General features: G+C 65.5%; 26 protein-coding genes. 16 read left to right on the top strand and 10 right to left on the bottom strand.

Annotated features, from left to right (window positions below; genetic code table 11):
• Nucleotides 1-108: 108 nt before the first annotated feature.
• On the bottom strand, nt 109-897 hold the full coding sequence (locus AC1DZY_RS09255) for an SDR family NAD(P)-dependent oxidoreductase (RefSeq protein WP_476819817.1): 789 nt from the start codon (nt 895-897) through the stop codon (nt 109-111).
• Between the two features lie 199 nt (nt 898-1,096).
• On the opposite strand from AC1DZY_RS09255, the gene rplS reads away from it, so the two are divergent.
• Complete coding sequence (rplS, locus tag AC1DZY_RS09260; RefSeq protein WP_476819818.1) at nt 1,097-1,492, top strand: 50S ribosomal protein L19; 396 nt, start codon at nt 1,097-1,099, stop codon at nt 1,490-1,492.
• 239 nt (nt 1,493-1,731) lie between these two features.
• Here rplS and AC1DZY_RS09265 read toward each other — a convergent pair whose 3' ends face one another.
• Entirely contained in the window at nt 1,732-2,130 is a 399-nt protein-coding gene (locus AC1DZY_RS09265; protein WP_476819819.1) for a hypothetical protein, read from the bottom strand.
• Between the two features lie 467 nt (nt 2,131-2,597).
• On the opposite strand from AC1DZY_RS09265, the gene leuC reads away from it, so the two are divergent.
• The 7 genes from leuC (at nt 2,598) to leuD (ending at nt 6,581) form a co-directional block, all read left to right on the top strand.
• Nucleotides 2,598-4,016 carry a 3-isopropylmalate dehydratase large subunit gene (leuC, locus tag AC1DZY_RS09270; protein WP_476819820.1) on the top strand — a complete coding sequence of 473 codons (1,419 nt, stop codon included), beginning with the start codon at nt 2,598-2,600 and terminating at the stop codon, nt 4,014-4,016.
• An 84-nt stretch (nt 4,017-4,100) separates the two neighbouring features.
• Nucleotides 4,101-4,304: a DUF4160 domain-containing protein gene (locus AC1DZY_RS09275; protein WP_476820027.1), complete on the top strand. Its 204-nt coding sequence runs from the start codon at nt 4,101-4,103 to the stop codon at nt 4,302-4,304.
• Nucleotides 4,276-4,542, top strand: a complete 267-nt coding sequence (locus AC1DZY_RS09280; protein ID WP_476819821.1) for a DUF2442 domain-containing protein — start codon at nt 4,276-4,278, stop codon at nt 4,540-4,542. Before AC1DZY_RS09275 ends, AC1DZY_RS09280 begins: the two co-directional genes overlap by 29 nt.
• Nucleotides 4,539-4,781 carry a hypothetical protein gene (locus AC1DZY_RS09285; protein WP_476819822.1) on the top strand — a complete coding sequence of 81 codons (243 nt, stop codon included), beginning with the start codon at nt 4,539-4,541 and terminating at the stop codon, nt 4,779-4,781. Before AC1DZY_RS09280 ends, AC1DZY_RS09285 begins: the two co-directional genes overlap by 4 nt.
• A gap of 143 nt (nt 4,782-4,924) precedes the next feature.
• Nucleotides 4,925-5,290 carry a metallopeptidase family protein gene (locus AC1DZY_RS09290; RefSeq protein WP_476820028.1) on the top strand — a complete coding sequence of 122 codons (366 nt, stop codon included), beginning with the start codon at nt 4,925-4,927 and terminating at the stop codon, nt 5,288-5,290.
• Nucleotides 5,287-5,919: a LysE family translocator gene (locus AC1DZY_RS09295; protein ID WP_476819823.1), complete on the top strand. Its 633-nt coding sequence runs from the start codon at nt 5,287-5,289 to the stop codon at nt 5,917-5,919. The genes AC1DZY_RS09290 and AC1DZY_RS09295 overlap by 4 nt, the downstream gene beginning before the upstream one ends.
• A gap of 59 nt (nt 5,920-5,978) precedes the next feature.
• Nucleotides 5,979-6,581, top strand: a complete 603-nt coding sequence (leuD, locus tag AC1DZY_RS09300; protein ID WP_476819824.1) for a 3-isopropylmalate dehydratase small subunit — start codon at nt 5,979-5,981, stop codon at nt 6,579-6,581.
• 153 nt (nt 6,582-6,734) lie between these two features.
• Here the strand turns inward: leuD and AC1DZY_RS09305 are convergent, their stop codons facing one another.
• The 3 genes from AC1DZY_RS09305 to AC1DZY_RS09315 form a co-directional block, all read right to left on the bottom strand.
• On the bottom strand, nt 6,735-7,997 hold the full coding sequence (locus tag AC1DZY_RS09305; RefSeq protein ID WP_476819825.1) for a DUF1501 domain-containing protein: 1,263 nt from the start codon (nt 7,995-7,997) through the stop codon (nt 6,735-6,737).
• 6 nt (nt 7,998-8,003) lie between these two features.
• Nucleotides 8,004-9,455 (bottom strand): DUF1800 domain-containing protein, encoded by a 1,452-nt coding sequence (locus AC1DZY_RS09310; RefSeq protein ID WP_476819826.1) that lies wholly within the window; start codon nt 9,453-9,455, stop codon nt 8,004-8,006.
• A 207-nt stretch (nt 9,456-9,662) separates the two neighbouring features.
• Nucleotides 9,663-10,457 carry a DUF4394 domain-containing protein gene (locus tag AC1DZY_RS09315; RefSeq protein WP_476819827.1) on the bottom strand — a complete coding sequence of 265 codons (795 nt, stop codon included), beginning with the start codon at nt 10,455-10,457 and terminating at the stop codon, nt 9,663-9,665.
• 199 nt (nt 10,458-10,656) lie between these two features.
• Between AC1DZY_RS09315 and AC1DZY_RS09320 the strand changes: the two genes are divergently transcribed.
• The 5 genes from AC1DZY_RS09320 to AC1DZY_RS09340 all read left to right on the top strand — a co-directional run bounded on the left by AC1DZY_RS09320 (nt 10,657) and on the right by AC1DZY_RS09340 (nt 13,704).
• On the top strand, nt 10,657-11,220 hold the full coding sequence (locus tag AC1DZY_RS09320) for a sigma-70 family RNA polymerase sigma factor (protein WP_476819828.1): 564 nt from the start codon (nt 10,657-10,659) through the stop codon (nt 11,218-11,220).
• Nucleotides 11,217-12,002, top strand: a complete 786-nt coding sequence (locus tag AC1DZY_RS09325) for an anti-sigma factor (protein ID WP_476819829.1) — start codon at nt 11,217-11,219, stop codon at nt 12,000-12,002. The genes AC1DZY_RS09320 and AC1DZY_RS09325 overlap by 4 nt, the downstream gene beginning before the upstream one ends.
• 86 nt (nt 12,003-12,088) lie before the next feature.
• A complete protein-coding gene (locus AC1DZY_RS09330) occupies nt 12,089-12,607 on the top strand; it encodes a hypothetical protein (protein ID WP_476819830.1) in 519 nt (172 codons plus the stop codon).
• Between the two features lie 156 nt (nt 12,608-12,763).
• Nucleotides 12,764-13,138: a hypothetical protein gene (locus AC1DZY_RS09335; protein WP_476819831.1), complete on the top strand. Its 375-nt coding sequence runs from the start codon at nt 12,764-12,766 to the stop codon at nt 13,136-13,138.
• Between the two features lie 101 nt (nt 13,139-13,239).
• Nucleotides 13,240-13,704, top strand: coding sequence for a hypothetical protein (locus AC1DZY_RS09340; protein WP_476819832.1), 465 nt, complete (start codon nt 13,240-13,242; stop codon nt 13,702-13,704).
• A 272-nt stretch (nt 13,705-13,976) separates the two neighbouring features.
• Here AC1DZY_RS09340 and AC1DZY_RS09345 read toward each other — a convergent pair whose 3' ends face one another.
• The 5 genes from AC1DZY_RS09345 to AC1DZY_RS09365 all read right to left on the bottom strand — a co-directional run bounded on the left by AC1DZY_RS09345 (nt 13,977) and on the right by AC1DZY_RS09365 (nt 21,014).
• Nucleotides 13,977-15,068 (bottom strand): ATP-dependent DNA helicase, encoded by a 1,092-nt coding sequence (locus AC1DZY_RS09345; RefSeq protein ID WP_476819833.1) that lies wholly within the window; start codon nt 15,066-15,068, stop codon nt 13,977-13,979.
• A gap of 69 nt (nt 15,069-15,137) precedes the next feature.
• Nucleotides 15,138-15,941 carry a 4-hydroxy-tetrahydrodipicolinate reductase gene (gene dapB / locus AC1DZY_RS09350; protein ID WP_476819834.1) on the bottom strand — a complete coding sequence of 268 codons (804 nt, stop codon included), beginning with the start codon at nt 15,939-15,941 and terminating at the stop codon, nt 15,138-15,140.
• An 87-nt stretch (nt 15,942-16,028) separates the two neighbouring features.
• Complete coding sequence (locus AC1DZY_RS09355) at nt 16,029-16,613, bottom strand: GNAT family N-acetyltransferase (RefSeq protein WP_476819835.1); 585 nt, start codon at nt 16,611-16,613, stop codon at nt 16,029-16,031.
• A gap of 74 nt (nt 16,614-16,687) precedes the next feature.
• On the bottom strand, nt 16,688-17,383 hold the full coding sequence (locus AC1DZY_RS09360) for an SDR family oxidoreductase (RefSeq protein ID WP_476819836.1): 696 nt from the start codon (nt 17,381-17,383) through the stop codon (nt 16,688-16,690).
• Between the two features lie 34 nt (nt 17,384-17,417).
• Nucleotides 17,418-21,014: a hydantoinase B/oxoprolinase family protein gene (locus AC1DZY_RS09365; RefSeq protein WP_476820029.1), complete on the bottom strand. Its 3,597-nt coding sequence runs from the start codon at nt 21,012-21,014 to the stop codon at nt 17,418-17,420.
• 226 nt (nt 21,015-21,240) lie between these two features.
• Between AC1DZY_RS09365 and AC1DZY_RS09370 the strand changes: the two genes are divergently transcribed.
• The 3 genes from AC1DZY_RS09370 to AC1DZY_RS09380 are packed head-to-tail and all read left to right on the top strand — an operon-like array spanning nt 21,241 to nt 24,143.
• Nucleotides 21,241-21,789 carry a TRAP transporter small permease gene (locus tag AC1DZY_RS09370; protein WP_476819837.1) on the top strand — a complete coding sequence of 183 codons (549 nt, stop codon included), beginning with the start codon at nt 21,241-21,243 and terminating at the stop codon, nt 21,787-21,789.
• 2 nt (nt 21,790-21,791) lie between these two features.
• Complete coding sequence (locus tag AC1DZY_RS09375; protein WP_476819838.1) at nt 21,792-23,096, top strand: TRAP transporter large permease; 1,305 nt, start codon at nt 21,792-21,794, stop codon at nt 23,094-23,096.
• 57 nt (nt 23,097-23,153) lie between these two features.
• Nucleotides 23,154-24,143 carry a TRAP transporter substrate-binding protein gene (locus tag AC1DZY_RS09380; protein WP_476819839.1) on the top strand — a complete coding sequence of 330 codons (990 nt, stop codon included), beginning with the start codon at nt 23,154-23,156 and terminating at the stop codon, nt 24,141-24,143.
• Nucleotides 24,144-24,149 lie beyond the last annotated feature (6 nt).

Raw genomic sequence — 24,149 nt, forward strand, 5'->3', positions numbered from 1 at the left:
AGGCGACTGACGCTCGCCTTCGAAGGGGGGCATGAGGCGCTAACGTCTCGGCGAGTCGAATGGCAGCCCGCGCCTCGCTCTATCAGTCATCATGCGTCGAAAACAGACCTACCTGTTCCTTCGCTCACCCCGCAGCGTCGCCAGCCCAATCCCGACCGCATCGAACCCGCCATCGACCGCCAGCACCTGCCCGGTGATGTAGCTCGCCTTGTCGCTGCACAGGAAGACGATCGCCTGCGCCAGTTCCTCCTCCAGCCCGTAGCGGGCGAGCGGGATGGCGTCGCGGTAGTCGGCTCGGATCTCGGCCGAGTGCACCGCCTTGGCCATGGCGGTGTCGACCGGGCCGGGCGCGACCGCGTTGACGCGGATGCTCAAGCTGGCGAGTTCCGCCGCCTGCTGCTTGGTGAGATGGGCCAGCGCCGCCTTCGAGGTGCCGTAGGCGACCCGCAGCGTCGAGGCGCGCAGGCCCGAGATCGAGGTGATGTTGACGATCGCGCCGCCGCCATTGTCGGCCATCAGGGGGGCCGCGCCCTGCGCCAGCAGGAACGGCCCGGTCAGGTTCACCGCCATGACCCGGTTCCACTCCTCAAGGGTGGTCTCCAGCAGCGGCTTGAATACGGCGGTGCCGGCATTGTTGACCAGCGCGTCGAGCCGCCCGAAGCGCTGCATCAGCGCGGCGAAGGCGGCCGTGATCGCGGCGGGGTCGGACACGTCGCAGGTCAGCGCCAGCGTCGCGTCGGGCCGCGCGATCTCCGCCACGGCCTGCGCCAGCACTTCACCCTCGATGTCGAGCAGCGCGACATGCCAGCCCTCGGAGAGGAAGAGTTTTACAGTGGCGAGCCCGATGCCGCGCGCGGCGCCGGTGACGAGGGCGATTTTTGGGGAGATTTCAGGCATGGTTTCGACCCTGGGCTGATGCTGGTATTCTTGGGCCGACCATATGCCTGTCGCAAGAACGCAGGCCAAGCCTCGTTCTGCCGGCGCAGGCGCTCGACAAAGCCGCGATCCTCATGTAAGGCCCGGGCACTCAACTGAAAACAGCGTGCCGTAACGCCCGCGCGACCAAGCGCGACAACGGCGATTTGGAGATACCCCCGTGAACATCATCGAACAACTCGACGCCGAGCAGGTCGCAAAGCTCAGCGCAGGCAAGGAAATCCCGCATTTCCAGCCCGGCGACACCGTACAGGTCAACGTCAAGGTCAAGGAAGGCGAGCGCAGCCGTGTCCAGGCCTATGAAGGCGTCTGCATCGCCCGCAATGGCGGCGGCCTGAACCAGAGCTTCACCGTCCGCAAGATCAGCTATGGCGAGGGCGTCGAGCGCGTCTTCCCGCTGTTTTCGCCCAACCTCGATTCGATCAAGGTCATCCGCAAGGGCAAGGTCCGCCGCGCCAAGCTGTATTACCTGCGCGATCGTCGCGGCAAGTCGGCCCGCATCGCCGAGCGCGTCGAAGCCCGTCCGCCCAAGGCCGCCAAGACCGCCGGCAAATAAGCTTTCGGCTTCAGCCGCGAGGGAGTTTCAGACGCGGTCCTTCGGGGCCGCGTTTTTTATTGGCTTCGGCATTCGTCATAAAGCGCGCCGTCATCCCCGACGCAGCCAAGCGGAGATCGGGGACCCACCGTAGAGCGCCATCGAATCTTATGATGGATCCCGGATCAGCGCCCCTGCGCGGCTTGTCCGGGGTGACGCAGACGCAGGCGCGGCAAAAACCCTGGCCGGCAACAGCCTGCCTACTCCTGATTGCCGAAGGTCATGTCCCGGCGCGCCGTCAGGATGCTGATCGAGTAACCCGCGACGACATCGACCAGGCACATCAGCGTGATGATCAGGAAGGTGCCGGTGCCAAAGCCCGGTATCAGCAGGAAGCCGACGAAGCAGGCGATGAACACCAGCATCGAAAGCCCGTGATTGAGGATCGAGTTCGATTTCGCGCTGGCGGCGTTCATGACCTCGAAGAACAGGACGATCGTCGCGATCGCCAGCAGGAGTTCGCTGACGGTCAGGGTGAAGCGCGCGCCCGACGGCAGTGTAAAGCCAACGAGTTCGCGCCCGAGCGGCAGGCCCATGGCGGAAATGGCGATGGCGTAGGCGAGAGCCGCCACCACCATGAAGGGAAAGAACCGCAGCATCTCGTCACCCGTCCGTTGCCAGCGCAAGCCCGCGCCGCCTTCACAAGCACTGCATAGCAGCCGGCACGGCGCGACGCACGCGCGCAGAACGGGCGCTGGACAGCCCCTTTCCGCCCTTCGTTTTCTGCTGCCCTGCCCGGCGTCGGCTTCGTTGCCGACGCAGTCTGGAACTGTTAGAACCGCGTTATGACCAGAGCCCGACATGTCGCTGACGGCAGCCGCCGCATCGTTCGCCGCGAGGTGAACCTGCGCCGCATGCCAACGACGCAGGGATTTGCGGCTTTGCACGACCATGCCCGCCTGCCCTGGCGCTTCTTCGGACGTTTTTACGGCCTCGATCGCCGCAGGCCTTAGCCGCGCCTGACGCTGGCCGTCACCGGCGCCAGGCGATGACAGATTGACGTCGTCCCTGTTCGACATCCCAGTATGTCCGGACAAATTTTAGCCGTTCACACGGAACCCTTGCCATGACATCGCCCAGCACTCCGCGCACGCTCTACGACAAAATCTTCGACGACCATATCGTCGACCGGCAGGAAGACGGCACCTGCCTGCTTTATATCGACCGCCATCTCGTCCACGAGGTCACGAGCCCGCAGGCCTTCGAGGGCCTGCGCATGACCGGCCGCAAGGTCCATGCGCCGGAAAAGACGCTCGCCGTCGTCGACCACAACATCCCCACCACCGACCGCTCCAAAGGCATCGCGGAGGAGGAAAGCCGCATCCAGGTCGAGGCGCTGGCGAAGAACGCCAGGGATTTCGGCATCGAATATTTCGACGAGCTCGATATCCGCCAGGGCATCGTCCACATCATCGGCCCCGAACAGGGCTTTACCCTGCCCGGAACCACCATCGTCTGCGGCGACAGCCACACCTCGACGCATGGCGCTTTTGGAGCACTCGCCCATGGCATCGGCACCTCGGAGGTCGAGCATGTGCTCGCAACCCAGACGCTGATCCAGAAGAAAGCGAAGAACATGCTCGTCCAGGTGGACGGCACGCTCGCGAAGGGCGTCACCGCCAAGGACATCACGCTCGCGATCATCGGCGAAACCGGCACGGCCGGCGGCACCGGCTCGGTCATCGAATATGCCGGCGACGCCATTCGCGCGCTCTCGATGGAGGGCCGCATGACGCTGTGCAACATGTCGATCGAGGGCGGCGCCCGCGCCGGCATGGTCGCGCCCGACGAGAAGGCCTATGCCTATCTCGACGGCCGGCCCAAGGCGCCCAAGGGCGCGGCCTGGGATGCCGCCATGCGCTACTGGGAGACGCTGCGGACCGACGAGGGCGCGCATTTCGACCGCATCGTCAGGCTCGACGCCAACAACCTGCCGCCGATCGTCTCCTGGGGTACGAGCCCCGAGGACGTGATTTCGGTCGCGGGAAGCGTGCCCGACCCCGCCTTGATCACTGATGAGACCAAGCGCACCTCAAAGCAGCGCGCGCTCGACTATATGGGCCTGACCGCCGGCACGAAGATGACCGACATCCCGCTCGACGTGATCTGGATCGGCTCCTGCACCAATGGCCGCATCGAAGACCTGCGCGCCGTCGCCAGGATCGTCGAGGGCAAGACCATCGCGACCTCGCTCGACTACGCGATGATCGTTCCCGGCTCCGGGCTGGTGAAGCAGCAGGCCGAGGAGGAGGGGCTGGACAAGATCTTCCTCGCGGCGGGCTTCGAATGGCGCGAGCCCGGCTGCTCGATGTGTCTGGCGATGAACCCCGACCAGTTGAAGCCCGGCCAGCGCGCCGCCTCGACCTCGAACCGCAATTTCGAGGGTCGCCAGGGTTTCAAGGGCCGCACGCATCTGGTCTCGCCGACGATGGCTGCCGCCGCCGCGCTGGCGGGCCGGTTCGTCGACGTCAGGACGCTGGGCTGAGGCAAAGGGATCGGCGTCGCGGCTGAAGAACGAGCGACGCCGGTGCCGACGATTCTGAAATTTGGCCCGTACCGTGTCTATTTCGTGAGTCATGACTGTCGCGAGCCAGCACATGTTCATGTCGACCGTGATATGGAAACGGCTAAATTCTGGCTCGAACCGTTCCGGCTGGCGAGCCAGATCGGCTTTTCGCGGCATGAGCTTCGTGACATCGAGCGCCTCGTCCGAAACAATCGCGACCGTTGCCTGGAGGTTTGGCATGAGCACTGCGGAAGAGCTTCTGATTGAAGCGCGCGTGCAATCCGTGCGCTGCACCAACGACCGGCTCACTGTCGATCTGACGGATGGCAGAGAGCTGTCCGTGCCGATCCGTTGGTATCCGCGCCTTCTGAACGCGACCCCGGCGGAGCGCGCCAACTGGCAACTTGCCGGTGCCGGCTACGGAATTCACTGGCCGGACATCGACGAAGATCTCAGCGTCAAGGGCCTGCTGATGGGTTGGGCTGCTCCGGGCGTCGTGAAATGAACGACCCCCGCGAAGCCGCCCGCGCCGCCGAGGCAAAGGATGCGCTCGACCGCGTCAAGCGCGACAGCGAGAGCTTTCTCGGCTCGTCGATGGCGCGCGCCGCCGACCATTTCGCCGGCAAGGATGCGCCGCCCGACGACAGGATCGAGATCCTGGGCCGGCGCATCGGCCGCTCGCTGTCGCTGCTCGGCGTCATCGCGCTGGCCTTCTGGCTCGGCCATCAGCTGAAGATCTGGTGATGGGCAGCGTCCCGCGGATCAGCGCGACGGCGACGGCCAGCGCCGAGTCCTCGGCGTCGTCACAGTCCTCCGCCTCGTCGCATGCCGGCGCGACGTTTACCTGGGACGAGGCGAAGGCCCCCTCCGTCGCCGAATTCGAGGTCATGGCGCAGACCGCGTTCGACCGACTGCCGGATGAATTCCGCGCCTTATGCGCCGACGTGATCTTCAACGTGACCGAATTTCCCGAGGACGATGTGCTGAAGGAGCTGGAGGCCGAGAGCCCTTTCGACATCCTCGGGCTGTTTTCGGGCGTCGGTCTGCCCCAGCAGGGCTATGCGCCGCAGACCGGCCAGATGCCCAACACCATCCATCTCTATCGCCGCCCGATCCTCGACTACTGGGCCGAGAACGACGAGAGCCTCGGCCACATCGTCACCCATGTGCTGGTCCACGAGATCGGCCACCATTTCGGCTTTTCCGACGAGGATATGGACGCGATCGAAACACAGGCGGATCTTGGGCAATGATCGACGAACTCATCCGCCATTGGCCCGACCTTGCGCTGGTCTATTCCGCGTTCGTGCTCGCGATCGCCAGCCCCGGCCCCAGCAACCTCGCCGTGATGGCCACGGCGATGGAGCATGGCCGGCGGGCGGGCCGGACGCTGGCGCTCGGCGTCACCGCCGGCTCCCTCACCTGGGGCATTCTCGCCGCACTCGGCGTCTCCGCCGTGATCGTGGCCCATCCCGGGGCGCTCTATGCCATCAAGATCGTCGGCGGGGTCTACCTGCTGTTCCTGGCCTGGCGCTCGGCCCGCTCGGCGATGCAGGCCGAGATGCCGCCGCCGAAAGCCGCCGTCGCCGGACACCGCATCGTCCTGCGCGGCTATCTGATGCATCTCACCAATCCCAAGGCGATCCTGAGCTGGACCGCGATCATCGCGCTCGGCCTGCGGCCCGACACGCCGGCGGTGGTGGTTTATGCGATCGTCCTCGGCTGCATGCTGATCTCGCTGTCGATCAACCAGATCTACGCCGTGCTGTTCTCGACGCCGGCGATGATTACCGGCTATCGCCGCATCCGCCGGCGGGCCGAGGCCTGTCTCGCGGCCTTCTTCGCCTTCGCCAGCTTCAAGCTCCTGACCGCGCAGTTCTGAGGCGCGTTGCCCTTCGCACCACGATATCCTAGCAGAAAAGACCGATCGGAGTTTCCGCCATGCAGCCCTTCACCACCCTGACCTCGACGCCCGCGCCGCTGAAGGTGATCAATGTCGACACCGACATGATCATCCCCAAGCAGTTCCTCAAGACGATCAAGCGCACGGGCTTGGGCACCGCGCTGTTCGCGGAGATGCGCTACAACGAGGACGGCTCGGAAAACCCGGACTTCGTGCTGAACCAGCCCKCGTATCGCAAATCGGAGATTCTGGTCGCCGGCGCCAATTTCGGCTGTGGTTCGTCGCGCGAGCATGCGCCCTGGGCGCTGCTCGATTTTGGCATACGCTGCGTGATTTCGACGTCCTTCGCCGACATCTTCTACAATAACTGCTTCAAGAACGGCATTCTGCCGATCGTGGTCTCGGCCGAGGATCTGGAGAAGCTGTTCGACGACGCCGACCGCGGCTCGAACGCGACGCTGACGGTCGATCTGGCCAGCCAGGAGATCACCGGCCCAGACGGCGGCAAAGTCACCTTCGAGATCGACCCCTTCCGCAAGCACTGCCTGATCAACGGCCTCGACGACATCGGCCTGACCATGGAGAAGGCGCCCAAGATCGCGGCCTTCGAGGAGAAGCTGAAGCAGAGGGCGTGGGCTTGAGTTTCCTTCTCCCCTCGGGGGAGAAGGTGCCGAACGAAGTGAGGCGGATGAGGGAAGGGTCGCGCATGCGGCCCTTTTCTTGTTTCGGGCGAGGCTCTTCCCTCATCCGTCAGCGCTTCGCGCTGCCACCTTCTCCCCCGAGGGGAGAAGGGTTTACCCCACCAGCCCCTGCATCGGCCCAAGCCCGGTCGTGCCTGGAAAAACCTTTTCCGCCAGCACCGGCCCCGACAACCCAAACAGCTCGGACACCACACCCTTGGCGACGCTGCGGATGTCCGTCGTCGGCCTGAGATCGCGCTTCTCGTGGAGTTGTTCGGGCTTGAGGCCCGGCCAGTCGGCGATGATCCGCCCGCCCTTGACCGCGCCTCCCACCAGGAAGGCGACGGTGCCGGTGCCGTGATCGGTGCCGACAGTGCCGTTGACCTGCGCCGTCCGGCCGAACTCCGTCACGACCATCACCACCGTATCCTTCCAGACCGGCGCTAGCCCTGTCTCGAAGGCGGCGAGCGCGCCGTCGAGACCGCCGAGCAACTGCGCCAGCCGGCCCCTCGCGCCGCCCTCATTGGCGTGGGTGTCCCAGCCCTCGAAGGCGAGCGCGGCGATGCGCGGGCCGTCATCGGCGCCGACCAGCCCGGCCGCGCCTTCGGCGATGCGCCGCATGCCCTCCGCGCTGTCGGGCCCCTGGCCGCCGCGCGCCTCCGCGCTCATGCCGCGCCGCGTCGCGATGCCCTCGGTCTCGATCGCCTGCTTCAGGGCAAGCGCCAGCCCCGGATCGCGCTGGCCATAGAGATCCGACAGGCGCTGCACCAGATCGGAGCCGGCGCGCGCCATGCGCGGCGGCGCCCAGCCCAGCACCGGAGCCTCACCCCGCACCACCAGCGGCGGCACGACGCCGACGCCCAGCACACCGCGCCGCGATACGCCCTCGCCTGGCGGCAGGCTCGCGATCAGCCGGTTGAGCCAGCCGCTCCCGGTATGACCCGGCCCGTTCTGCCCGCTCTCGAGCACGTCCTGCCCATCGAAATGCGAGCGCTCGCGATAGCCGGTCGCAGCAGCGTGGACGATCGACGCCTGCCCCGACGCATAGAGCCGCGCCAGATTGGGCATGGCCGGATGGAGGTAGAAGAAGCCGTCCAGCGGCAGCGCGGCATCCGGCCCATCCTTCGTCAGCGCGATGCCCTCGCGCAAACCCGCATAGTCGGGATCGCCGATCGGCGGCACGGCCGAGAGCCCGTCGAGCGCGCCGCGCAATACGACCAGCAGGAAGCGCGGATCGCGGCTGCCGGCCGCCGCATAGGCGAATTTCGGCACGAATGACCAGGCGAAGAGCGCGCCCGCCACCCCGAGGACAGCACGGCGCGACGGTGTCATCGCCTCGCAATCGTCGTCGATCTCCGCCTTGCGGTGATCAGTCATGGGGCATCACCTCCGCTGGAATTCGGGCGACATCAGCAGCAGCGCCAGCGCCTGCGGCTTGCTCTCGGCGCGCGCCACTGCCTGCCGCGTCTCGGCCGACATTGCCGGCCCGAGAATCTCCTCGGCCAGCGCGCGCGGATCGGGCACGCTGCCGGCCGCCTGCCGGCCCCAGCCGGCGGCCACGTCGATGCGCGTCTTGATGCCTTCGGCCGAAGCCCAGGCATCGTTGCTGTCGGGATAGCCATTGGGGCCGCCCGGCTGCCAGAAGGGCTGGCCCATCACGCCGAGCGGGCCGATGATCTGGCCGAAATTCGGCTTGTGGCCGGCCGCGCGATAGGCCGCGATCAGGAATTCCTGCGGCGAGCGCATTTTGGTCGCGGGCGCGTTCCAGCTCTGGTCGGAGGTCAGCAGCGCCCGCGAGACGGCGGCGAGATCGCCTTCCGTCTTGCGGAAAACACTTGCGAGATCCGCGACCAGCGCGGACGGCGGCATGTCCGCCACGAAATGCCGTACCAGCTTCAGCGCGATGAAATCGGCGGTCGCGGGATGATGCGCCAGGTCGCGCAGCGCCGCCAGCCCTTTCGCCTTGCCCGGCAGATCGTAGCTCTTGCCGAGCAGCGGCTGCGGGCCGGGCTCGTGCAGGTTGGCGTTGAAGGCGAAGGAGCCGGGAAAGCCGAGCACGCCCTCGCGCCCGACCACGGTCCAGCCGGTGATGATGCGCGCGAGATTTGTGACGTCGGCCTGGCCATACCCGCCGGACACACCAAGCGTATGCAGTTCGAGGATTTCGCGGGCGAGGTTTTCGTTCAGACCGCGTCCGCGCCGTTTGCCGGCCGGCGAAGCCGGGCCGATCGAGAGCCGGTTGTCGAGGAAATCCAGCATCGCCGGATGGCTCTCGGCCGCGATCAGCATGTCCTCGAAGCGGCCCAGCACATGCGGGCGGATCGCCTCGCGCTCAAAGGCCCCGGCCATGACGCGGGTCATGTTGCTCTTGGTCGCACCGATGCAGAAGTGGTTCGACCAGAACTGCACCAGCCGCTCGCCGAAGCCGGTCTCGGCTTCCAGCGCGAGATTGACCCGCGCCAGAACCTCCTCGCGATAGGTCTTGAAGGGCAGCGGCGGCTCATTGGCGGGCGCGGCCGGCTGCGTCATCTGGTTCTGCGGCTGTGCCGCGGCGCCCTGCATGCCCGCACTCGGCGCCGCCTGCCCCTGCAACGCGACACGACGCGCCTCGCGCTCCGTCCGCTGCCTGTCCTCGAAAGCATAGAGCGCCGAGCCGATCTCGGCCGCGCCCGAAAAAGGCGGATTGGCCGGCTGCGCCACTGCCCGCCGCTCGACCTCCGCCACCAGCAGATCGCGCGCACCCTCGCGCAGCGACTGCGGCTGCCCCAGCCTGACGCCGAGGCCGAAGCGCTGGAGCCCGACGCTGCCATCGCGCGGATCGGGAGGGTTCGCCATCTGCGGCTCTCCGATTGCAATCCGTCCCGACCACACCGCGTGAAGGGACGCAAGGGTGGCCAAGACTCCGGATACGCTGGTGCTGCGCGAAGACTAGCCCGAGCCGGAGCGGCACAGAAAGTTACAAATCGGACATGAACGGAAAAAGGGCCGCCGCCTCTTGCGAGGCGGCGGCCCTCCCGAAAGGTGGGTCAGATCAAGCCTGGATTACGACGCCGGAAGCGCCGCGACATCACGCACCGGCGCGCTCATCCCGGTAATCTTTCCCACCATCGAGGCCTTGCCGGTGGCGAGGTCGACCTTGTGCAGGGCGCCATCAGCCAGAAGCCAGCCGGTATTCGTCCCGTCGGCAGCCGTCTCGATATCGAAGGCCAATGCCTTTGCCGTCACGCCGAGCTTGCCGACCGCGCCCAGCACGCCGTCATTCGGCGGAGCCTGCTTGATCAGCCCGCCGATCGTGGCGTCGATGTCGAAGAGCGCGGTCTCCTTCGTGCCCTTGACGGAATTGGTGTAGGCGCCGGCGACGATGTTGGGCTTCTCGCCCTTGTGCATGTCGGTGTCGGCGAACTTCAGCGAGCCATCGACCACGACCTTGCCGTCATCGACATTGACGCGATAGTTCGTGCCATCGGCGCCGATCACGCGCAGCCTGTCGGCGACCGGGTTGAAATCGACGGTCGCCAGGGTCGAGGCGGCCAGAACCTTGTCCATCTTGGACTTCATCGTGGCCTTGCCGTCCTTGTCGACGGTGTAGATCGTGCCGTCGACCGTCAGCGCGTAGAGCATGCCGTCGGCGGGGCGCACGTCGATGCCGGCGATCTTGCCGGAGACGCCGGAGACCTTCATCGACTTGCCCGCCTTCAGGGTGCCGGTGTCGATCATCGTCAGGGTGTCGTCGCCGCTGAGCGCGGCCAGCGTGCCGGCCTGGGCGGCGAGAGGGGCGGCGAGCGAGGCGCCCAGAATGGTCGAGGCGATCAGCGCGATGCGGGTGTTGCAGTTCATACCGTTATCCTCCGGTTAATCTCGTGCGGTGCTTTTCGACGGCGTCGCCGCCGCGGCACTCGGGGGGATAACGACGCGACGAAGCTTGCGGATGCGTCGTAAAAAATAAAAAATTGCTGTGCATCCGATGATATTGGAAGCGTGTAACAACAGGCTGGCAAACGTCCGCGAGGAGGTTTCGCCAGCAATGGAGACCAGTATGGCGAGCGACGCCACGGCGCCGGCAAAGGCCAAGCAGATCGAAATCGCACTGCTCGATTGTGCCGCCGGCGATAAATTGGCGCTCAAGCGCATCTACGATGCCGAGTCGGCGCGTATGCTTGGTGTGGCGCAGCGTTTGTTGAAGCGTCGTGCACTGGCCGAGGAGGCCGTGCAGGACGCCTTCGTCCTGATCTGGCGGCATGCGGCGCGGTTCGATCCCGAGCGCGGCGGCGGCCTGACCTGGATCTACGCGATCCTGCGCAACCGTTCGCTTTCCATCCTGCGGGACGAGAAGCGCACGGAAACACGTGACGAACCTGTCGCCGAGGAAATGGCGAGCGAAGAGGACGATCCCGAGACGGTCATGCTGAAGCTGTCGGATGCCAAGGCGTTGCGCGCCTGCCTGGAAACGCTTCCGCAAGAGAAACGCGGGATCGTGCTTCTGGCCTTCGTCCAGGGCCTGACACATGGCGAAATCGCGGGAAGGCTGAAAATGCCGATCGGAACAGTCAAATCCTGGATCCGGCGTTCCCTGATCACGCTCAAGGAGTGCCTCGGATGAGCCCCTCTCCCGACATGCCGCTGACGCCCAATGAGCGTGATGCGCTCGCCGGCGAATATGTGCTCGGCCTGGTGGAAGGGTCCGATCTCGTTGCTCTCGTGCATCGGCTCGAGACCGATCGCGAGCTCGCAGCCTCGGTCGAGATCTGGCGCGCGCATCTGGCTGCGATCGACGCAACGGCCACCCCCATCGCACCGACGCCCGGTCTCTGGCCGCGTATCGAGGGTGACATCGCCGGCATCGCCCGGACCGCGGCGCGCGCCAAGGCGGCTGAGGCGACGGCCATGCCGTCCCGGCAGACGCCACGACCGTCTCCCGCCACTCCGGGCCGCCTCGTCGAATGGTGGAACAGTCTGTTTGTCTGGCGCGGCGCGGCGCTCGCGGGCGCCTTGGCTGCGATCGTGCTCGCGATCGGCCTCGTCGGCGCGCTCGACCGGGCCAAGCGCCAGCCGGTCATGGTCGCGGTGCTGCTCACCGAAGCGAGCATTGCCGCCGCCGTCGTCAACACATTCGCCGACGGCCGCGTCGAGATGGTGCCCTTGCAGAACATCCATGTGCCCGAGGGCAAGGCGCTCGAGATCTGGACATTGTGGGACCGCGCGGTCGGCCCGCGCTCGGTCGGCGTCATCCAGAGCGCCCGCTCGACTCGGCTGAAGCTCGACCAGTTGCCATTGGGCAAGGACCAGCTCTTCGAGATCACGATCGAAAACGCGACAGGCTCGCCAACCGGCCGCCCGACCGGCCCGATCGTGGCCAAGGGAACCACGTCGCAGGCGCTGTGAGGACGGGCGCGGCAAGTGGCGGAATTGCCGCGCAGTCGCTTTCGACCCGTTGCGGACATCACAGATCACGGTCAAATAAGCTGATTATGAGCGATGAACCAACGAAGTCCTCCGACAACAGCCTTTCGCAGCATATGAGGCAGGTCCTGCGCCACATATGGAACCCAATCGGGTTCGACGCGGAATTGCCCGACGACGAATACGACAGCTATGTGCCCGACCTTCTCCCGCTCATCCGGAACTCTACGGTATTCGAGGCGGAGATTGCCGCCCATCTATCGCGGATTGAAACTGAGATGATGTGCCTGTCGCCTAAACCCACACGGGTGGTACGGGCCGCCCGTGCGTTGCTCGGGCTGCGAGAGGCGTTTATTCGAGATAACTCCGAGACACTCGTCAAACAAACCGTAAGCGCGGACGGTTTGCGTTTTTTCTGGCTGTTTCAGCGCTCGGATGGCCTCTACCGATACGAACACGCGGTGCTCCGGCACGAGAACGACGAGAACGGTTTGTACTCCTGGTGGACCGATGCGGGCGAAGGTAGGTCAGGGCTCTTTTCCTCAACAGAGGAGGCGGAGCGCGACACGCGCAGTTCAATTGACTAGATGCGGTGACGTCCGGCCGCGACCCATTGCGGACATCGTGTCGCTTTCCAACGAATGCAATAACTCGACATTCATTGCCGCCTGATAGCCCTACGGACGAGAATTAGCGATCGCACCGGTGGAGCCTGTATGCCTGGGGCAAGGCGGTTACGACATATGATCGTTTTCGGAACGCTTGTCGCGGCTCTGGCTGCGGCAGTCCTCGTCGTAAAGAGCGGATGCAATCCCTCAGATCCGTTCTTCGCGGGCGGGAACCCATGGGCCACCTATGGCGGCGCGATATTCTTCGTCTTTCTCGGCTGGGGCACTTTGGGTCTCGATGTCGTCGGGCTGGTCTTTGCGAAAGTGGGCTGGGAGCCGAATTTCCAACCAGTCAAGATGACCAGTGAAGTCGGCAATCAAGAATTTACACCCCGCGAGCGGAAATGGGTCGGCTACCCGATCATGTTCATCGTTGGATGCTTTGGCTTCTGGCTGTGGAGCGGCTTGAATGGATGCGAGGTCATCGTTGGCCCGCCCAGAGGTCCTTAAGCAGCCCACTGCCTGTCCGATTGCGACCCGTTGCGCTCACGCCTTGCAATGGCCGTCCGCATTTGCCGGTGTACTCGATCAAGCGGTCTTTGGAGGCGGAGTTGAGCGAGACTGACACCTGGACGACGCTGATAGCCGACGTACCCGGAGGCCCAGAATTGGTCCGCTATTGCGGAGAAGTCCCACTTTTTCATGATGGATACGTGCTCGGTCTCGATCTGAAACGCAAAGGCACAAGCACTCTGACTGTCCATTTTTGGCAAAAACTGATACGTGATTTGAAATTTAGCGAGAACGTATACGTAACGAGAGGCGACTTTGTCGCGCGGTTCAATATCAAGGACGTCGTTGATTGTGAATTGGTGGGGTTTAACGACGACAATATTATCTTGGCCCTTCGCATCGTCAGAGCTCCATTGCGTAGTGATCGACTGCCATGGGTCGGTCATCTTGCATCCGTCGATGATCTTGAACTCCAGATTGACACTAGCTACGGCGTTGCTGGATATATCAGGGCAAAGCACATCAGCGTCGATTTCGACATAGGGAAGCCCGCCAGCGAATGACCCTTTCCGACCCGTTGCCGTCACAGTGCACTCTTGGGATCGGCCAGCATCCCGATAGCCATGAAGAGCGCTACAAGGCTCGTTGGGTTCAAAATGAGTAGGGTGATCAGCACGACTACGACCGCGAATGCGATTATCCCGAGGACGTTGCGCCAATTCAAAAGTTAGCCCTCATGCGATGGTCGAGTATGAGGGCCACCAAACTAGAGCTGCTCGGTGAATGCAACGTTCGCTTCCGACCCGTAGCAGACCCGCCGAGACCAACCCGCCCCCTACATCACCACCGTGATCGTCTCGGCGGCCCGCGTCAGCCCCGTATAAAGCCACCTCGCCCGGTGCTCGCGAAAGGCGAAGGCCTCGTCGAACAGCACGATGTCGTTCCACTGCGAGCCTTGCGCCTTGTGGACGGTCAAGGCGTAGCCGAAAGTGAATTCGTCGGTATGGCGGCGCAGTTCCCAGGGCACCTCGTCCTCGGTCCCGTCGAAGAAGTTCGGCAGCACGGAAACCTTGACCGCCTTGGCCGTCGTGTCGTCCTCCGGCGTCACCCGCATGGTGACGAGGCCCTTCTTCGAGGTCTTGAGCTCCTGCACGATCCAGGAGCCGCCATTGAGCAGGCCCTTGCTCTTGTCGTTGCGCAGGCAGACCAGCTTCTCGCCGGCCACCGGCACCGTCGCGGTATGGCCCATCAATTGCCGGATGCGGGCATTGTAGTTGCGCCGCGTCTTGTTCATCCCGACCAGAACCTGGTCGCAGCCCATCACCAGTTCCGGATTGACCTCCGAGCGCCGGATCACCCGGCTCAGACCGTAATCGCCGACATCGAGCCTGCCGCCCTCGCGCACGATCATCGACATCCGCACGATCGGGTTGTCCGCGGCCTGCCGGTGCACCTCCGTCAGCATGATGTCGGGCTCGGCTTCGGTAAAGAAACCGCCGCCCTTGACCGGCGGCAGCTGCGCCGGATCGCCCAGCACCAGCACTGGCGTGCCGAAGGAGAGCAGATCCTTGCCAAGGTCCTCGTCGACCATCGAGCATTCGTCGATGATGATCAGCTTGGCCTTGGCGGCGAGGCTCTCGCGGTTGAGCACGAAGGTCGGGCTCTCCTCCTCGACGCCGCGCGAGCGGTAGATCAGCGAATGGATCGTCTGCGCCCCAGTGCAGCCCTTGTTGCGCAGCACCAAAGCCGCCTTGCCGGTGAAGGCGGCAAACACGACATCGCCGTCGACGGCCTCGGCGATATGGCGCGCCAGCGTGGTCTTGCCGGTGCCGGCATAGCCGAACAGCCGGAAGAGCTGCGGCTCGCCCGACTGAAGCCAGCGCGCAACCGCCGACAGGGCGGCGTCCTGCTGCGGCGACCAGTTCATCGGCGGGGGAGAAGCATGAACATCATGCCGCACCAAGCCGCGAGTCGCAGCTTCGAGGCAAGCGCCGCGTCACGCCATCAGGCTGTCGAGGCCCCGCCTGAGGCCGGTCTGGTCGGACACCCGCCGCGCCGCCAGCAAGGTGCCGCCGACATAAGGCGCAGCCGAGGTGCCGGCGTCATGGCGGATCACCAGCCGCTCGTCGGGCAGGCCGAACACCGCCTCGCAGGAGAGGACGAAGCCGGGCATCCGCACGGAATGTACCTGCACGGCATGCGGCGCGCCGATCGCCCCGCCACGCGTCTCCCTGACGCCACCGAGTTCGGAGACGGGCTTTGAGGTCGCGGCCATGCGCTCGGCCCCGAGCGTCTCGGCGAGTTCGCGCCCGGTGCCCGACGGCGTGTCGGGCTTGGAGGGCGAGGCGTAGTCGATGATCTCGACATCGGGGACGTATTTCACCGCCTCGCGGGCAAAGCGCCGCAGCAGCGTCGCGGTGATCGAGAAATTGCCGGCGGCCAGCACGCCCACGCCGGCAGCCTTCGCCGCCTCGTCGATCTCGGCATAGTCTTCGCCGGTCATGCCAGACGCGCCGACGACGACATGACGCCCGCCGGCGATCGCGGCCAGGACGTTGCCCTTCACGCTGTCGGGCTTGGTGTAGTCGATCACGACGTCGGACGGCACGAACAAGGCTTCGGCCATGGTCGCGAAGACTGGCAGGCCATTGGCCGGCTGTCCGGCCGCCTCGCCGAGATCGCGTCCGGCGGCATTGCGCGAGACGCCGGCGACGAGTTCGAGGTCGGGCGCGGCCGTGATCGCGGCGACGAGCGCCTTGCCGACCCAGCCGGTGCAGCCGGCAAGCGTGATGCGGATCATGATGGGCTTCCTCGACGATCTGGGGCCGCGAGGATTAGGCCACCGGCACGCTCTGGTCCATCCGCATCCATCGCAGGGCGGCAGCGCTCACAGCACGAGGCGCAGCAGCGGCCGGCCCGGCTTCTGCCGCGCCACCTCGATGAAGCCGGCCCGCAGGAACACCCGCTCGGGGCCGACATAGAGTCCTTCAGGACTGCGCTTGAATTCGTGGTCCATCGGGGCGGCCTCGATCAGCGCAGCGCGCCTGTCGCGGGCGAAACCGATCGCGCCGTCGAGGAGCGCCGCCGTCACGCCCTTGCCGCGAAAGCCCCTGCGCACGAAGAAGCAGGACGCCGCCCAGTTGCGCTCGTCGTCGGCCGGCGCATCGGGCAGCGGCGTCGAGGCCCGGCGCGGGTTGTTCCATTCGGGGATATCGGCGCGCGGGCCGACCTGAAGCCAGCCGACGGGCGTGTCGCCGTCATAGGCGAGCACGCCCGGCGGCGGGCCTTTCGCGACGCGCTCCTCAAACAGCCGTCGCGCGCCCTCCCCGAGCAGGGGCATGCGCTGCTTCTGCGGCATGCGGAAATGGTTGCACCAGCAGCCATAGCAGGGACCCTGTGGCCCGAAGAGATCCTCGATATCGGGCCAGCGCCCGGGCGTCAGCGGAGCGATGCGAAAAGCTTGCGCTGCCATGCCCGTCTCCTGCTCGCCTGATGGTTCCGGCACGCTAGGCCGGCGCCTGGACACGATATGGCAGCAGGCTGTGGTCACCACACGATCGTCTCGCCCTTCCAGTTCCGGAAGCTGTTGGTCTGCGCCATGCCGGACGAATCGATGGTGGCGATCAGGCCAGACGCGCTCTCGTTTGGCGCGATGTCGGCCGCGCCACCGCCCATGTCGGTCTGGACCCAGCCGGGATGGAACAGCAGCACGCTGACGTTGCGCTCGCGGACCGCGTTGCCGAACAGCACCATGGTCATGTTCACCGCCGTTTTCGACGAGCGATAGGCGATCGAGCCCGACGGATTCTGGCCGATCGAGCCCATCCGGCTGGTGATGGTCGCGATCTTGCGGCCGGGGCTTGCCTCGACATTCGGCAGGAAAGCCTGCGCCACCCGCAGCGGCGCGTAGACATTGACCTCGAAGACCTCGCGCCATGCGTCGAAATCCATGTCGAAGGCCGATTGCCGGTCGCGCGGACCGTAAAGGCCGGCATTGTTGAGCAGCACGTCGATAGGCTTTCCGGCAAGCGCGGCCTTGGCCGCCGCGACGCTCTCATCAGAGGTGACGTCGAGTTCCACCGGAACGAGCGCGGCTGGATGCTCGGCTGCGAGTTCCGCCAGCGCCCCGCCCCAGGGATTGCGCGCGGCGGCGACGACATGGTCACCCCGCCGCAGCAGTTCCATCGTGATGGCAAGGCCGATGCCGCGATTGGCGCCAGTGATCATCCAGGTCTGGGGCATGGCAAGTCTCCGTGTTGGAGACTGGAGCTAAGCCTTATCCCCTCGCCTTTCCATACCCGCCCGCCGTCGGCGTGATCACCGTCACCGCCTCGCCGGCCTGAAGCAGCGTCTGGTCCGACGGCTTCAGCTCCTCGACCGCGCCAGACAGCCGCCTCACCGTCGTCTTGCCGAGTTGCCCCGGCTCGCCGCCCTTCACGCCGAAGGGCCGAACCTTGCGATGCGAGGCGAGGATCGCGCAGTCCATCGTCTTCAGGAAGCGGATGGTGCGCGAGGTGCCGTCGCCGGCCGACCACTCGCCCCTGCCGCCCGAGCCCGGCCGGATGTGGAAATCCTCGAGCACCACGGGAAAACGCGTCTCCAGGATTTCCGGATCGGTCAGGCGCGAATTCGTCATGTGGACATGAACGCCCGACGTGCCGTTGAAGCCCGGCCCCGCCGGCGAACCCGAGCAGATCGTCTCGTAATACTGGTACTGGTCGTTGCCGAAGGTCAGGTTGTTCATCGTGCCCTGCGAGGCCGACATCGCCTCCAGCGCTCCAAACAGCGTGTTCGTGACGGCTTGGCTGACCTCGACATTGCCGGCGACGACGGCGGCGGGATAACGCGGACTGAGCATCGAGCCATCGGGGATGATGATCCTGATCGGCCGCAGGCACCCGGCGTTCATCGGGATCATGTCGTCGACCATGACGCGGAAGACGTAGAGCACGGCGGCCCGCGTCACCGGGGCGGGCGCGTTGAAATTGTCGGGCCGCTGCGGCGATGTGCCAGTGAAATCCACCGTCGCCTCGCGCCTCTCGCGGTCGATCGTGATCCTGACCTTGATCGCGCAGCCCTGGTCCATCGGATAGGTGAATTCGGCGTCGTGCAGCTTGGTCAAAAGCCGCGCGACGCTCTCGGCCGCATTGTCCTGGACATGGCCCATATAGGCCTGGACGACATCGAGCCCGAAGGAGCCGATCATCTTCCTGAGTTCGGCGACGCCCTTCTCGTTGGCGGCGATCTGCGCCTTGAGGTCGTTGACGTTCTGGACGACGTTGCGCACCGGATAGCGCGCTCCGGTCAGGATTTTGACGAGTTCCTCCTCGCGGAAGCGGCCCTGATCGACGATCTTGAAGTTGTCGATATAGACGCCCTCCTCCTCGATCACGGTGGCGAGCGGCGACATCGAGCCCGGCGCGGTGCCGCCGACATCGGCGTGGTGGCCGCGGCTCGCGACCCAGAACAGGATCTCCCTGTCTTCGCTGTCGAAGACCGGCGTGCAGACGGTGATGTCGGGCAGATGCGTGCCGCCATTATAGGGCGCGTTCAGGCAGTAGACGTCGCCCGGTTTGATTACCGGGTTGTTGGCGATCACGGTCTCGACGGATTTGTCCATCGAGCCGAGATGCACCGGCATATGCGGAGCATTCGCGACGAGCGAGGCCTTGGGATCGAACACCGCGCAGGAGAAATCCAGCCGCTCCTTGATATTCACCGAATAGGCCGTGTTCTGCAGCGTCACGCCCATCTGCTCGGCGATCGACATGAACAGGTTGTTGAAGATCTCGAGCATCACCGGATCGGCCTTCGTCCCGATCGCCGCGTTCTGGACCAGCGCCTTGACCCGCATCAGGACGAGATGGTCCTTGGGCGTAAGTTTCGCGCTCCAGCCCTCCTCGACCACGACGGTCTGGTTCGGCTCGATGATGATCGCCGGACCGGCGATCGACTGGCCGGGCCTGATGCCCGCGCGCCGCACCACCGCCGCATCATGCCACCCACCCTTGGCGAAGAAGCGCGTGCGCTCGGCGACCTCGGGCTCGCCGCCATGCTCGCCGGCGGAAGCCTCCTCGAACTTCGCCCCGCCGCCGACCGCCTCGACCTCGACAGCTTCGACGACCAGCGCCTTGGTTTCGTCCATGAAACCGAAGCGCGCCTTGTGCGCGGCCTGGAAGGCGGCCTGCATCTCGGCGCGCGAACCGGCAGCGACCGCAATCGCGGTGTCGGTGCCGGCATAGCGGACATGGGCGCGGACGAAGACCGCGATCTCGCTGTCCGGCACGCCCTGCCCGGTCAACTCCCTGCGCGTTTCGGCGGCGAGTCCTGCGGCGACGCCGTCGATGGCGGCCTTGGCCTGCGCATCGAGGGTTACGTCGAGCGCCGCCGTACGCGTCGAGCGGATTTCGGCGAGCCCCATGCCATAGGCCGAGAGCAGCCCCGAGAATGGATGCAGCAGCACGGTCTTGATGCCGAGCGCGTCGGCGACGAGGCAGGCATGCTGCCCGCCGGCGCCGCCGAAGGAGTTCAGCGCATAGCGGGTGATGTCGTAGCCGCGCTGGACCGAAATCTTCTTGATCGCCTCGGCCATGTTGGCGACAGCGATCTGGATGAAGCCGTCGGCGACCTCCTCGGCCGAGCGCCCGTCGCCGACCTCGGCCGCCAGCGTGGCGAATTTCGCGCGCACCGTCTCGACATCGAGCGGCTGGTCGCGGGTTTCGCCGAAGATCGGCGGGAAATAGGCCGGGATCAGCTTGCCGACCATGACGTTGGCGTCGGTCACGGCGAGCGGGCCGCCACGGCGATAAGCGGCCGGGCCGGGATTGGCGCCGGCAGAATCCGGGCCGACCCGGAAGCGCGCGCCGTCATAGTGCAGGATCGAGCCCCCCCCGGCCGCGACCGTATGGATCAGCATCATCGGCGCGCGCATCCTGACGCCCGCCACCTCGGTCTCGAAGGCGCGCTCGTATTCGCCGTCGAAATGCGCGACATCGGTCGAGGTGCCGCCCATGTCGAAGCCGATGACCTTGTCGAAGCCGGCCGAGCGCCCGGTCTCGGCCAGCCCGACGACTCCTCCGGCGGGGCCGGACAGGATCGCGTCCTTGCCCTGGAACAGCTCGGCGGCGGTGAGGCCCCCCGACGACATCATGAACATCAGCCGCGCACCGGTGCGGGCGATGTCGAGTTCTTCCGAGACCTGCGCGACATAGCGCCCGAGGATCGGCGAAAGGTAGGCGTCGACCACGGCGGTGTCGCCGCGCCCGACCAGCTTGATCAGCGGCGAAACCTCGTGGCTGACCGAGACCTGCGGAAAGCCGATCTCGCGGGCGATCCTGGCCGCGACCTGCTCATGGGCCGGATAGCGATAGGCATGCATGAACACGATCGCCACCGCGCGAAAACCGGCGTCGAACTGCGTCTGGAGATCGGCGCGGATCGTGGTCTCGTCGGGTGCGATCTCGACTTCGCCATCGGCCAGCACGCGCTCGGCGACCTCGACCACGGCGTCGTAGAGCTGCTCGGGCTTGATGATCTCCTTGGCGAAGATATCGGGCCGCGCCTGGTAGCCGATGCGCAGCGCGTCGCGGAAGCCTTTGGTGGTGACGAGCAGCGTGCGGTCGCCCTTGCGCTCCAGCAGCGCGTTGGTCGCGACCGTCGTGCCCATGCGGACCTCGCCGACGAGCCCGGCCGGGATCGGCTCGCCGATTTTGAGGCCGAGATGGTCGCGAATGCCCTGCACGGCCGCATCGCGATAGGCGCCCGGATTTTCCGAGAGAAGCTTTCTGGCGTGAAGCTTGCCTGTCGGTTCGCGGCCGATCACGTCGGTGAAGGTGCCGCCACGATCGATCCAGAAGTCCCAATGCGCAGCCATGATCGTCACGCCCCCTTGCCTTCGGACAGCGGGCCGATGCGGTCGCTGACGTTTCATCGATAAATTGTCGATGAAACGTTGACAAGCCGATTTCGGCGGTTAGTGTTGCGATTGTGACCGGAACATGGCTGAGGGGCCGGACGGTCCTGAAAGCGGAGGATGCGATGACGGGATCAGTCCTGGCAATCGGCGACGCGCGGCGCGCCCGGCCCACGGGGCGCGGCCGATGATCCGCCGCATGCTCGATCTGCTCTATCTCGCCGCCGCCTATGCGGCCGGGCTCTTCCTCGTCGCGATCTTCGTTTTGATGATGCTGCTCTCGGTCGGCCGCGAGATCAATTTCAACGTTCCATCGGGCGACGACTTCACCGCGTGGTCGCTGGTGGCGATGGCCTTTCTCGGGCTGGCTCATACCTTCAAGCGCGGTGAGATGATCCGCGTCGGCCTGCTGATCGAACGGCTTCACGGGGCCAGGAAGCGCGCGGCCGAACTATTCTCGCTCACGGTCGCCAGTGCCTTCGTCGCCTATTTCCTGTTCCAGTCGGGCAAGCTCGCCTTCGATTCCTGGCGTTTCTTCGACATGTCGACCGGCGTCGTCGCGGTTCCGCTCTGGATACCGCAGCTCGGCATGGTCATCGGCCTTGGCGTCCTGCTGATCGCCGTTCTCGACGAGTTCATCATCGTGCTGCGCCGTGGCCGGCCGACCTTTGAGCCGGTGCCGCCAAAAACCACCGAAGAGCTGATCGAGCGCATCGCGCAGGGCGGGGGCGTCTGACCATGGCTCTGCCCGAACTCTCCATCGTCCTGCTCGGCTTCCTCGTCCTGATCCTCGCCTCGGGCGTCTGGATCGCGGTCGGCCTGGGTCTCGTCGGCCTGCTCGCCATGACGCTCGTGACCAATGTCCCGATCGGCCAGGTGCTCGCCACCACGGTCTGGAGCGCCTCGGCCTCGTGGACGCTGGCGGCCCTGCCGCTGTTCATCTGGATGGGCGAGATCCTGTTCCGGACGCGTCTGTCCGAGCAGATGTTCAAGGGCCTCTCGCCCTGGCTGCAATGGCTGCCCGGCCGGCTGATCCACACCAACATCATCGGATGCGGCATCTTCGCGGCGGTCTCCGGCTCCTCGGCCGCGACTGTCGCGACGATCGGCAAGATCGCCCTGCCGGAGCTCAAGAAGCGCGGCTATGACGAGCGTCTCAGCCTCGGCACGCTGGCGGGCTCCGGCACGCTTGGCCTTCTGATCCCGCCGTCGATCCCGATGGTGGTCTATGCGGTCACCGCCAACGTCTCGGTGCTGCAGGTCTTCCTCGGCGGCTTCCTGCCCGGCGCGCTCGTGATGGCGCTTTATATGGGCTACGTCATCATCTGGTCCTGGCTGAACCCCGACAAGACGCCACCGCGCGACCCCTACATGCCGTTCATGGAAAAGGTCCGGCAGTCGGCCAAGCTGATGCCCTGCCTCGTCCTGATCGCGCTGGTCTTCTTCTCGCTCGTGCTCGGCTTCGCGACGGCAACCGAATGCGCAGCCTGGGGCGTCACCGGCGCGCTGCTGCTGGCGTGGTGGAGCGGCACGCTGAGCTGGACGACGCTCTTCGAAAGCATCATGAGCGCGACGCGGCTCACCTGCATGATCATGCTGATCCTGGCGGGCGCGGCCTTCTGCACGGCGGCGATGGCCTATACCGGCATCCCCGCCGCGCTGGCCGAATGGGTCAAGGGCAAGGAGCTCTCGCCGCACATGCTCGTGCTGGCGCTGACCTGCATGTACATCATCCTCGGCTGCCTGATCGACGGCATCTCGATGATCGTGCTGACGGCGGTGATCGTGCTGCCGATGGTCAAGGAAGCCGGCTTCGATCTGGTCTGGTTTGGCGTCTACCTCGTCATCCATGTCGAGATGGCGCAGATCACCCCGCCGGTCGGGTTCAACCTGTTCGTGCTGCAGAACATGAGCGGCAAGGATACGATGACGATTGCGAAAGCGGCGTTTCCGTTCTTCATTCTGCTGAACGTCGCCGTCATCATCATCACGACCTTCCCGCAGATCGTGCTCTATCTGCCGAAACTCGCCTTCCCGGACTGACCGCAAGACCAAGCAGACCAACAACACAGCAAGACAGACAACAGAGAGGGACAAGACATGATCAACCGCAGACATCTGACCACGGCCGCCTTCGCTTTCGGCATCAGCGCGCTGGCGCTGTCGGCCCCGGCCTCGGCGCAGACCAAGTGGAACCTGCCGGCGGCCTATCCCGCCGACAATCCCCACAGCGAGAACCTCGTCCTTTTCGCCAAGGACGTCGAAGCCGCGACATCAGGCAAGCTCCAGATCACGGTCCATGCCGGCGCGTCCCTGTTCAAGGCGCCCGAGATCAAGCGCGCCGTGCAGAGCGGCCAGGCCCAGATGGGCGAAGTGCTGATGTCGATCCACGAGAACGAGGACCCGGTCTTCGGCATCGACACCGTGCCCTTCCTCGCCGCGAGCTTCCCCGAGGCGCTGAAGCTCTACAAGGCCTCCAAGGCCGCGACCGAGAAGAAGCTCGACGCCCAGGGCATCAAGCTGCTGTTCATGGTGCCGTGGGCCCCGCAGGGCATCTACGCCAAGAAGGACATCGCCAAGATCGAGGACATGAAGGGCCTGAAATGGCGCGCCTACAACGTCGGCACGGCGCGGCTGGGCGAGTTGCTCGGCATGCAGTCGGTGACGATCCAGGCCGCCGAACTGCCGCAGGCGCTGGCGACCGGCGTGGTCAACTCCTTCATGTCGTCGGGCGGCACCGGCTATGACAGCAAGGTCTGGGAGTCGCTCGACCACTTCTACGACACCCAAGCCTGGATCCCCAAGGACGCCACCTTCGTCAACAAGGCCGCCTTCGAGGCGCTCGACAAGCCGACGCAGGAGGCGATCCTGAAGGCCGCCGCCACCGCCGAAACCCGCGGCTGGAAGATGTGGGAAGACAAGTCCGGCTGGTATCTCGACCAGCTCAAGGCCAAGGGCATGAAGGTGCTGCCGCCCAGCGCCGAACTCGCCGCCGGCTTCAAGAAGGTCGGCGACCAGCTCACCGCCGACTGGCTGAAGAAGGCCGGCGCCGACGGCCAGGCGATCGTCGACGCCTACAAGAAGATGTGAGCATTT

It is taken from the genome of Allobosea sp. P2_A10 (assembly GCF_056405115.1).

Excerpts from the sequence above, each read along its gene's own strand:
- AC1DZY_RS09255 (WP_476819817.1), bottom strand. The coding sequence starts at position 897 with ATGCCTGAAATCTCCCCAAAAATCGCCCTCGTCACCGGCGCCGCGCGC.
- AC1DZY_RS09265 (WP_476819819.1), bottom strand. The coding sequence starts at position 2,130 with ATGCTGCGGTTCTTTCCCTTCATGGTGGTGGCGGCTCTCGCCTACGCC.
- leuC (WP_476819820.1), top strand. The coding sequence starts at position 2,598 with ATGACATCGCCCAGCACTCCGCGCACGCTCTACGACAAAATCTTCGAC.
- AC1DZY_RS09280 (WP_476819821.1), top strand. The coding sequence starts at position 4,276 with ATGAGCACTGCGGAAGAGCTTCTGATTGAAGCGCGCGTGCAATCCGTG.
- AC1DZY_RS09285 (WP_476819822.1), top strand. The coding sequence starts at position 4,539 with ATGAACGACCCCCGCGAAGCCGCCCGCGCCGCCGAGGCAAAGGATGCG.
- AC1DZY_RS09290 (WP_476820028.1), top strand. The coding sequence starts at position 4,925 with ATGGCGCAGACCGCGTTCGACCGACTGCCGGATGAATTCCGCGCCTTA.
- AC1DZY_RS09295 (WP_476819823.1), top strand. The coding sequence starts at position 5,287 with ATGATCGACGAACTCATCCGCCATTGGCCCGACCTTGCGCTGGTCTAT.
- AC1DZY_RS09305 (WP_476819825.1), bottom strand. The coding sequence starts at position 7,997 with ATGACTGATCACCGCAAGGCGGAGATCGACGACGATTGCGAGGCGATG.
- AC1DZY_RS09310 (WP_476819826.1), bottom strand. The coding sequence starts at position 9,455 with ATGGCGAACCCTCCCGATCCGCGCGATGGCAGCGTCGGGCTCCAGCGC.
- AC1DZY_RS09315 (WP_476819827.1), bottom strand. The coding sequence starts at position 10,457 with ATGAACTGCAACACCCGCATCGCGCTGATCGCCTCGACCATTCTGGGC.
- AC1DZY_RS09320 (WP_476819828.1), top strand. The coding sequence starts at position 10,657 with ATGGCGAGCGACGCCACGGCGCCGGCAAAGGCCAAGCAGATCGAAATC.
- AC1DZY_RS09325 (WP_476819829.1), top strand. The coding sequence starts at position 11,217 with ATGAGCCCCTCTCCCGACATGCCGCTGACGCCCAATGAGCGTGATGCG.
- AC1DZY_RS09330 (WP_476819830.1), top strand. The coding sequence starts at position 12,089 with ATGAGCGATGAACCAACGAAGTCCTCCGACAACAGCCTTTCGCAGCAT.
- AC1DZY_RS09335 (WP_476819831.1), top strand. The coding sequence starts at position 12,764 with ATGATCGTTTTCGGAACGCTTGTCGCGGCTCTGGCTGCGGCAGTCCTC.
- AC1DZY_RS09345 (WP_476819833.1), bottom strand. The coding sequence starts at position 15,068 with ATGAACTGGTCGCCGCAGCAGGACGCCGCCCTGTCGGCGGTTGCGCGC.
- dapB (WP_476819834.1), bottom strand. The coding sequence starts at position 15,941 with ATGATCCGCATCACGCTTGCCGGCTGCACCGGCTGGGTCGGCAAGGCG.
- AC1DZY_RS09355 (WP_476819835.1), bottom strand. The coding sequence starts at position 16,613 with ATGGCAGCGCAAGCTTTTCGCATCGCTCCGCTGACGCCCGGGCGCTGG.
- AC1DZY_RS09360 (WP_476819836.1), bottom strand. The coding sequence starts at position 17,383 with ATGCCCCAGACCTGGATGATCACTGGCGCCAATCGCGGCATCGGCCTT.
- AC1DZY_RS09365 (WP_476820029.1), bottom strand. The coding sequence starts at position 21,014 with ATGGCTGCGCATTGGGACTTCTGGATCGATCGTGGCGGCACCTTCACC.
- AC1DZY_RS09370 (WP_476819837.1), top strand. The coding sequence starts at position 21,241 with ATGATCCGCCGCATGCTCGATCTGCTCTATCTCGCCGCCGCCTATGCG.
- AC1DZY_RS09375 (WP_476819838.1), top strand. The coding sequence starts at position 21,792 with ATGGCTCTGCCCGAACTCTCCATCGTCCTGCTCGGCTTCCTCGTCCTG.
- AC1DZY_RS09380 (WP_476819839.1), top strand. The coding sequence starts at position 23,154 with ATGATCAACCGCAGACATCTGACCACGGCCGCCTTCGCTTTCGGCATC.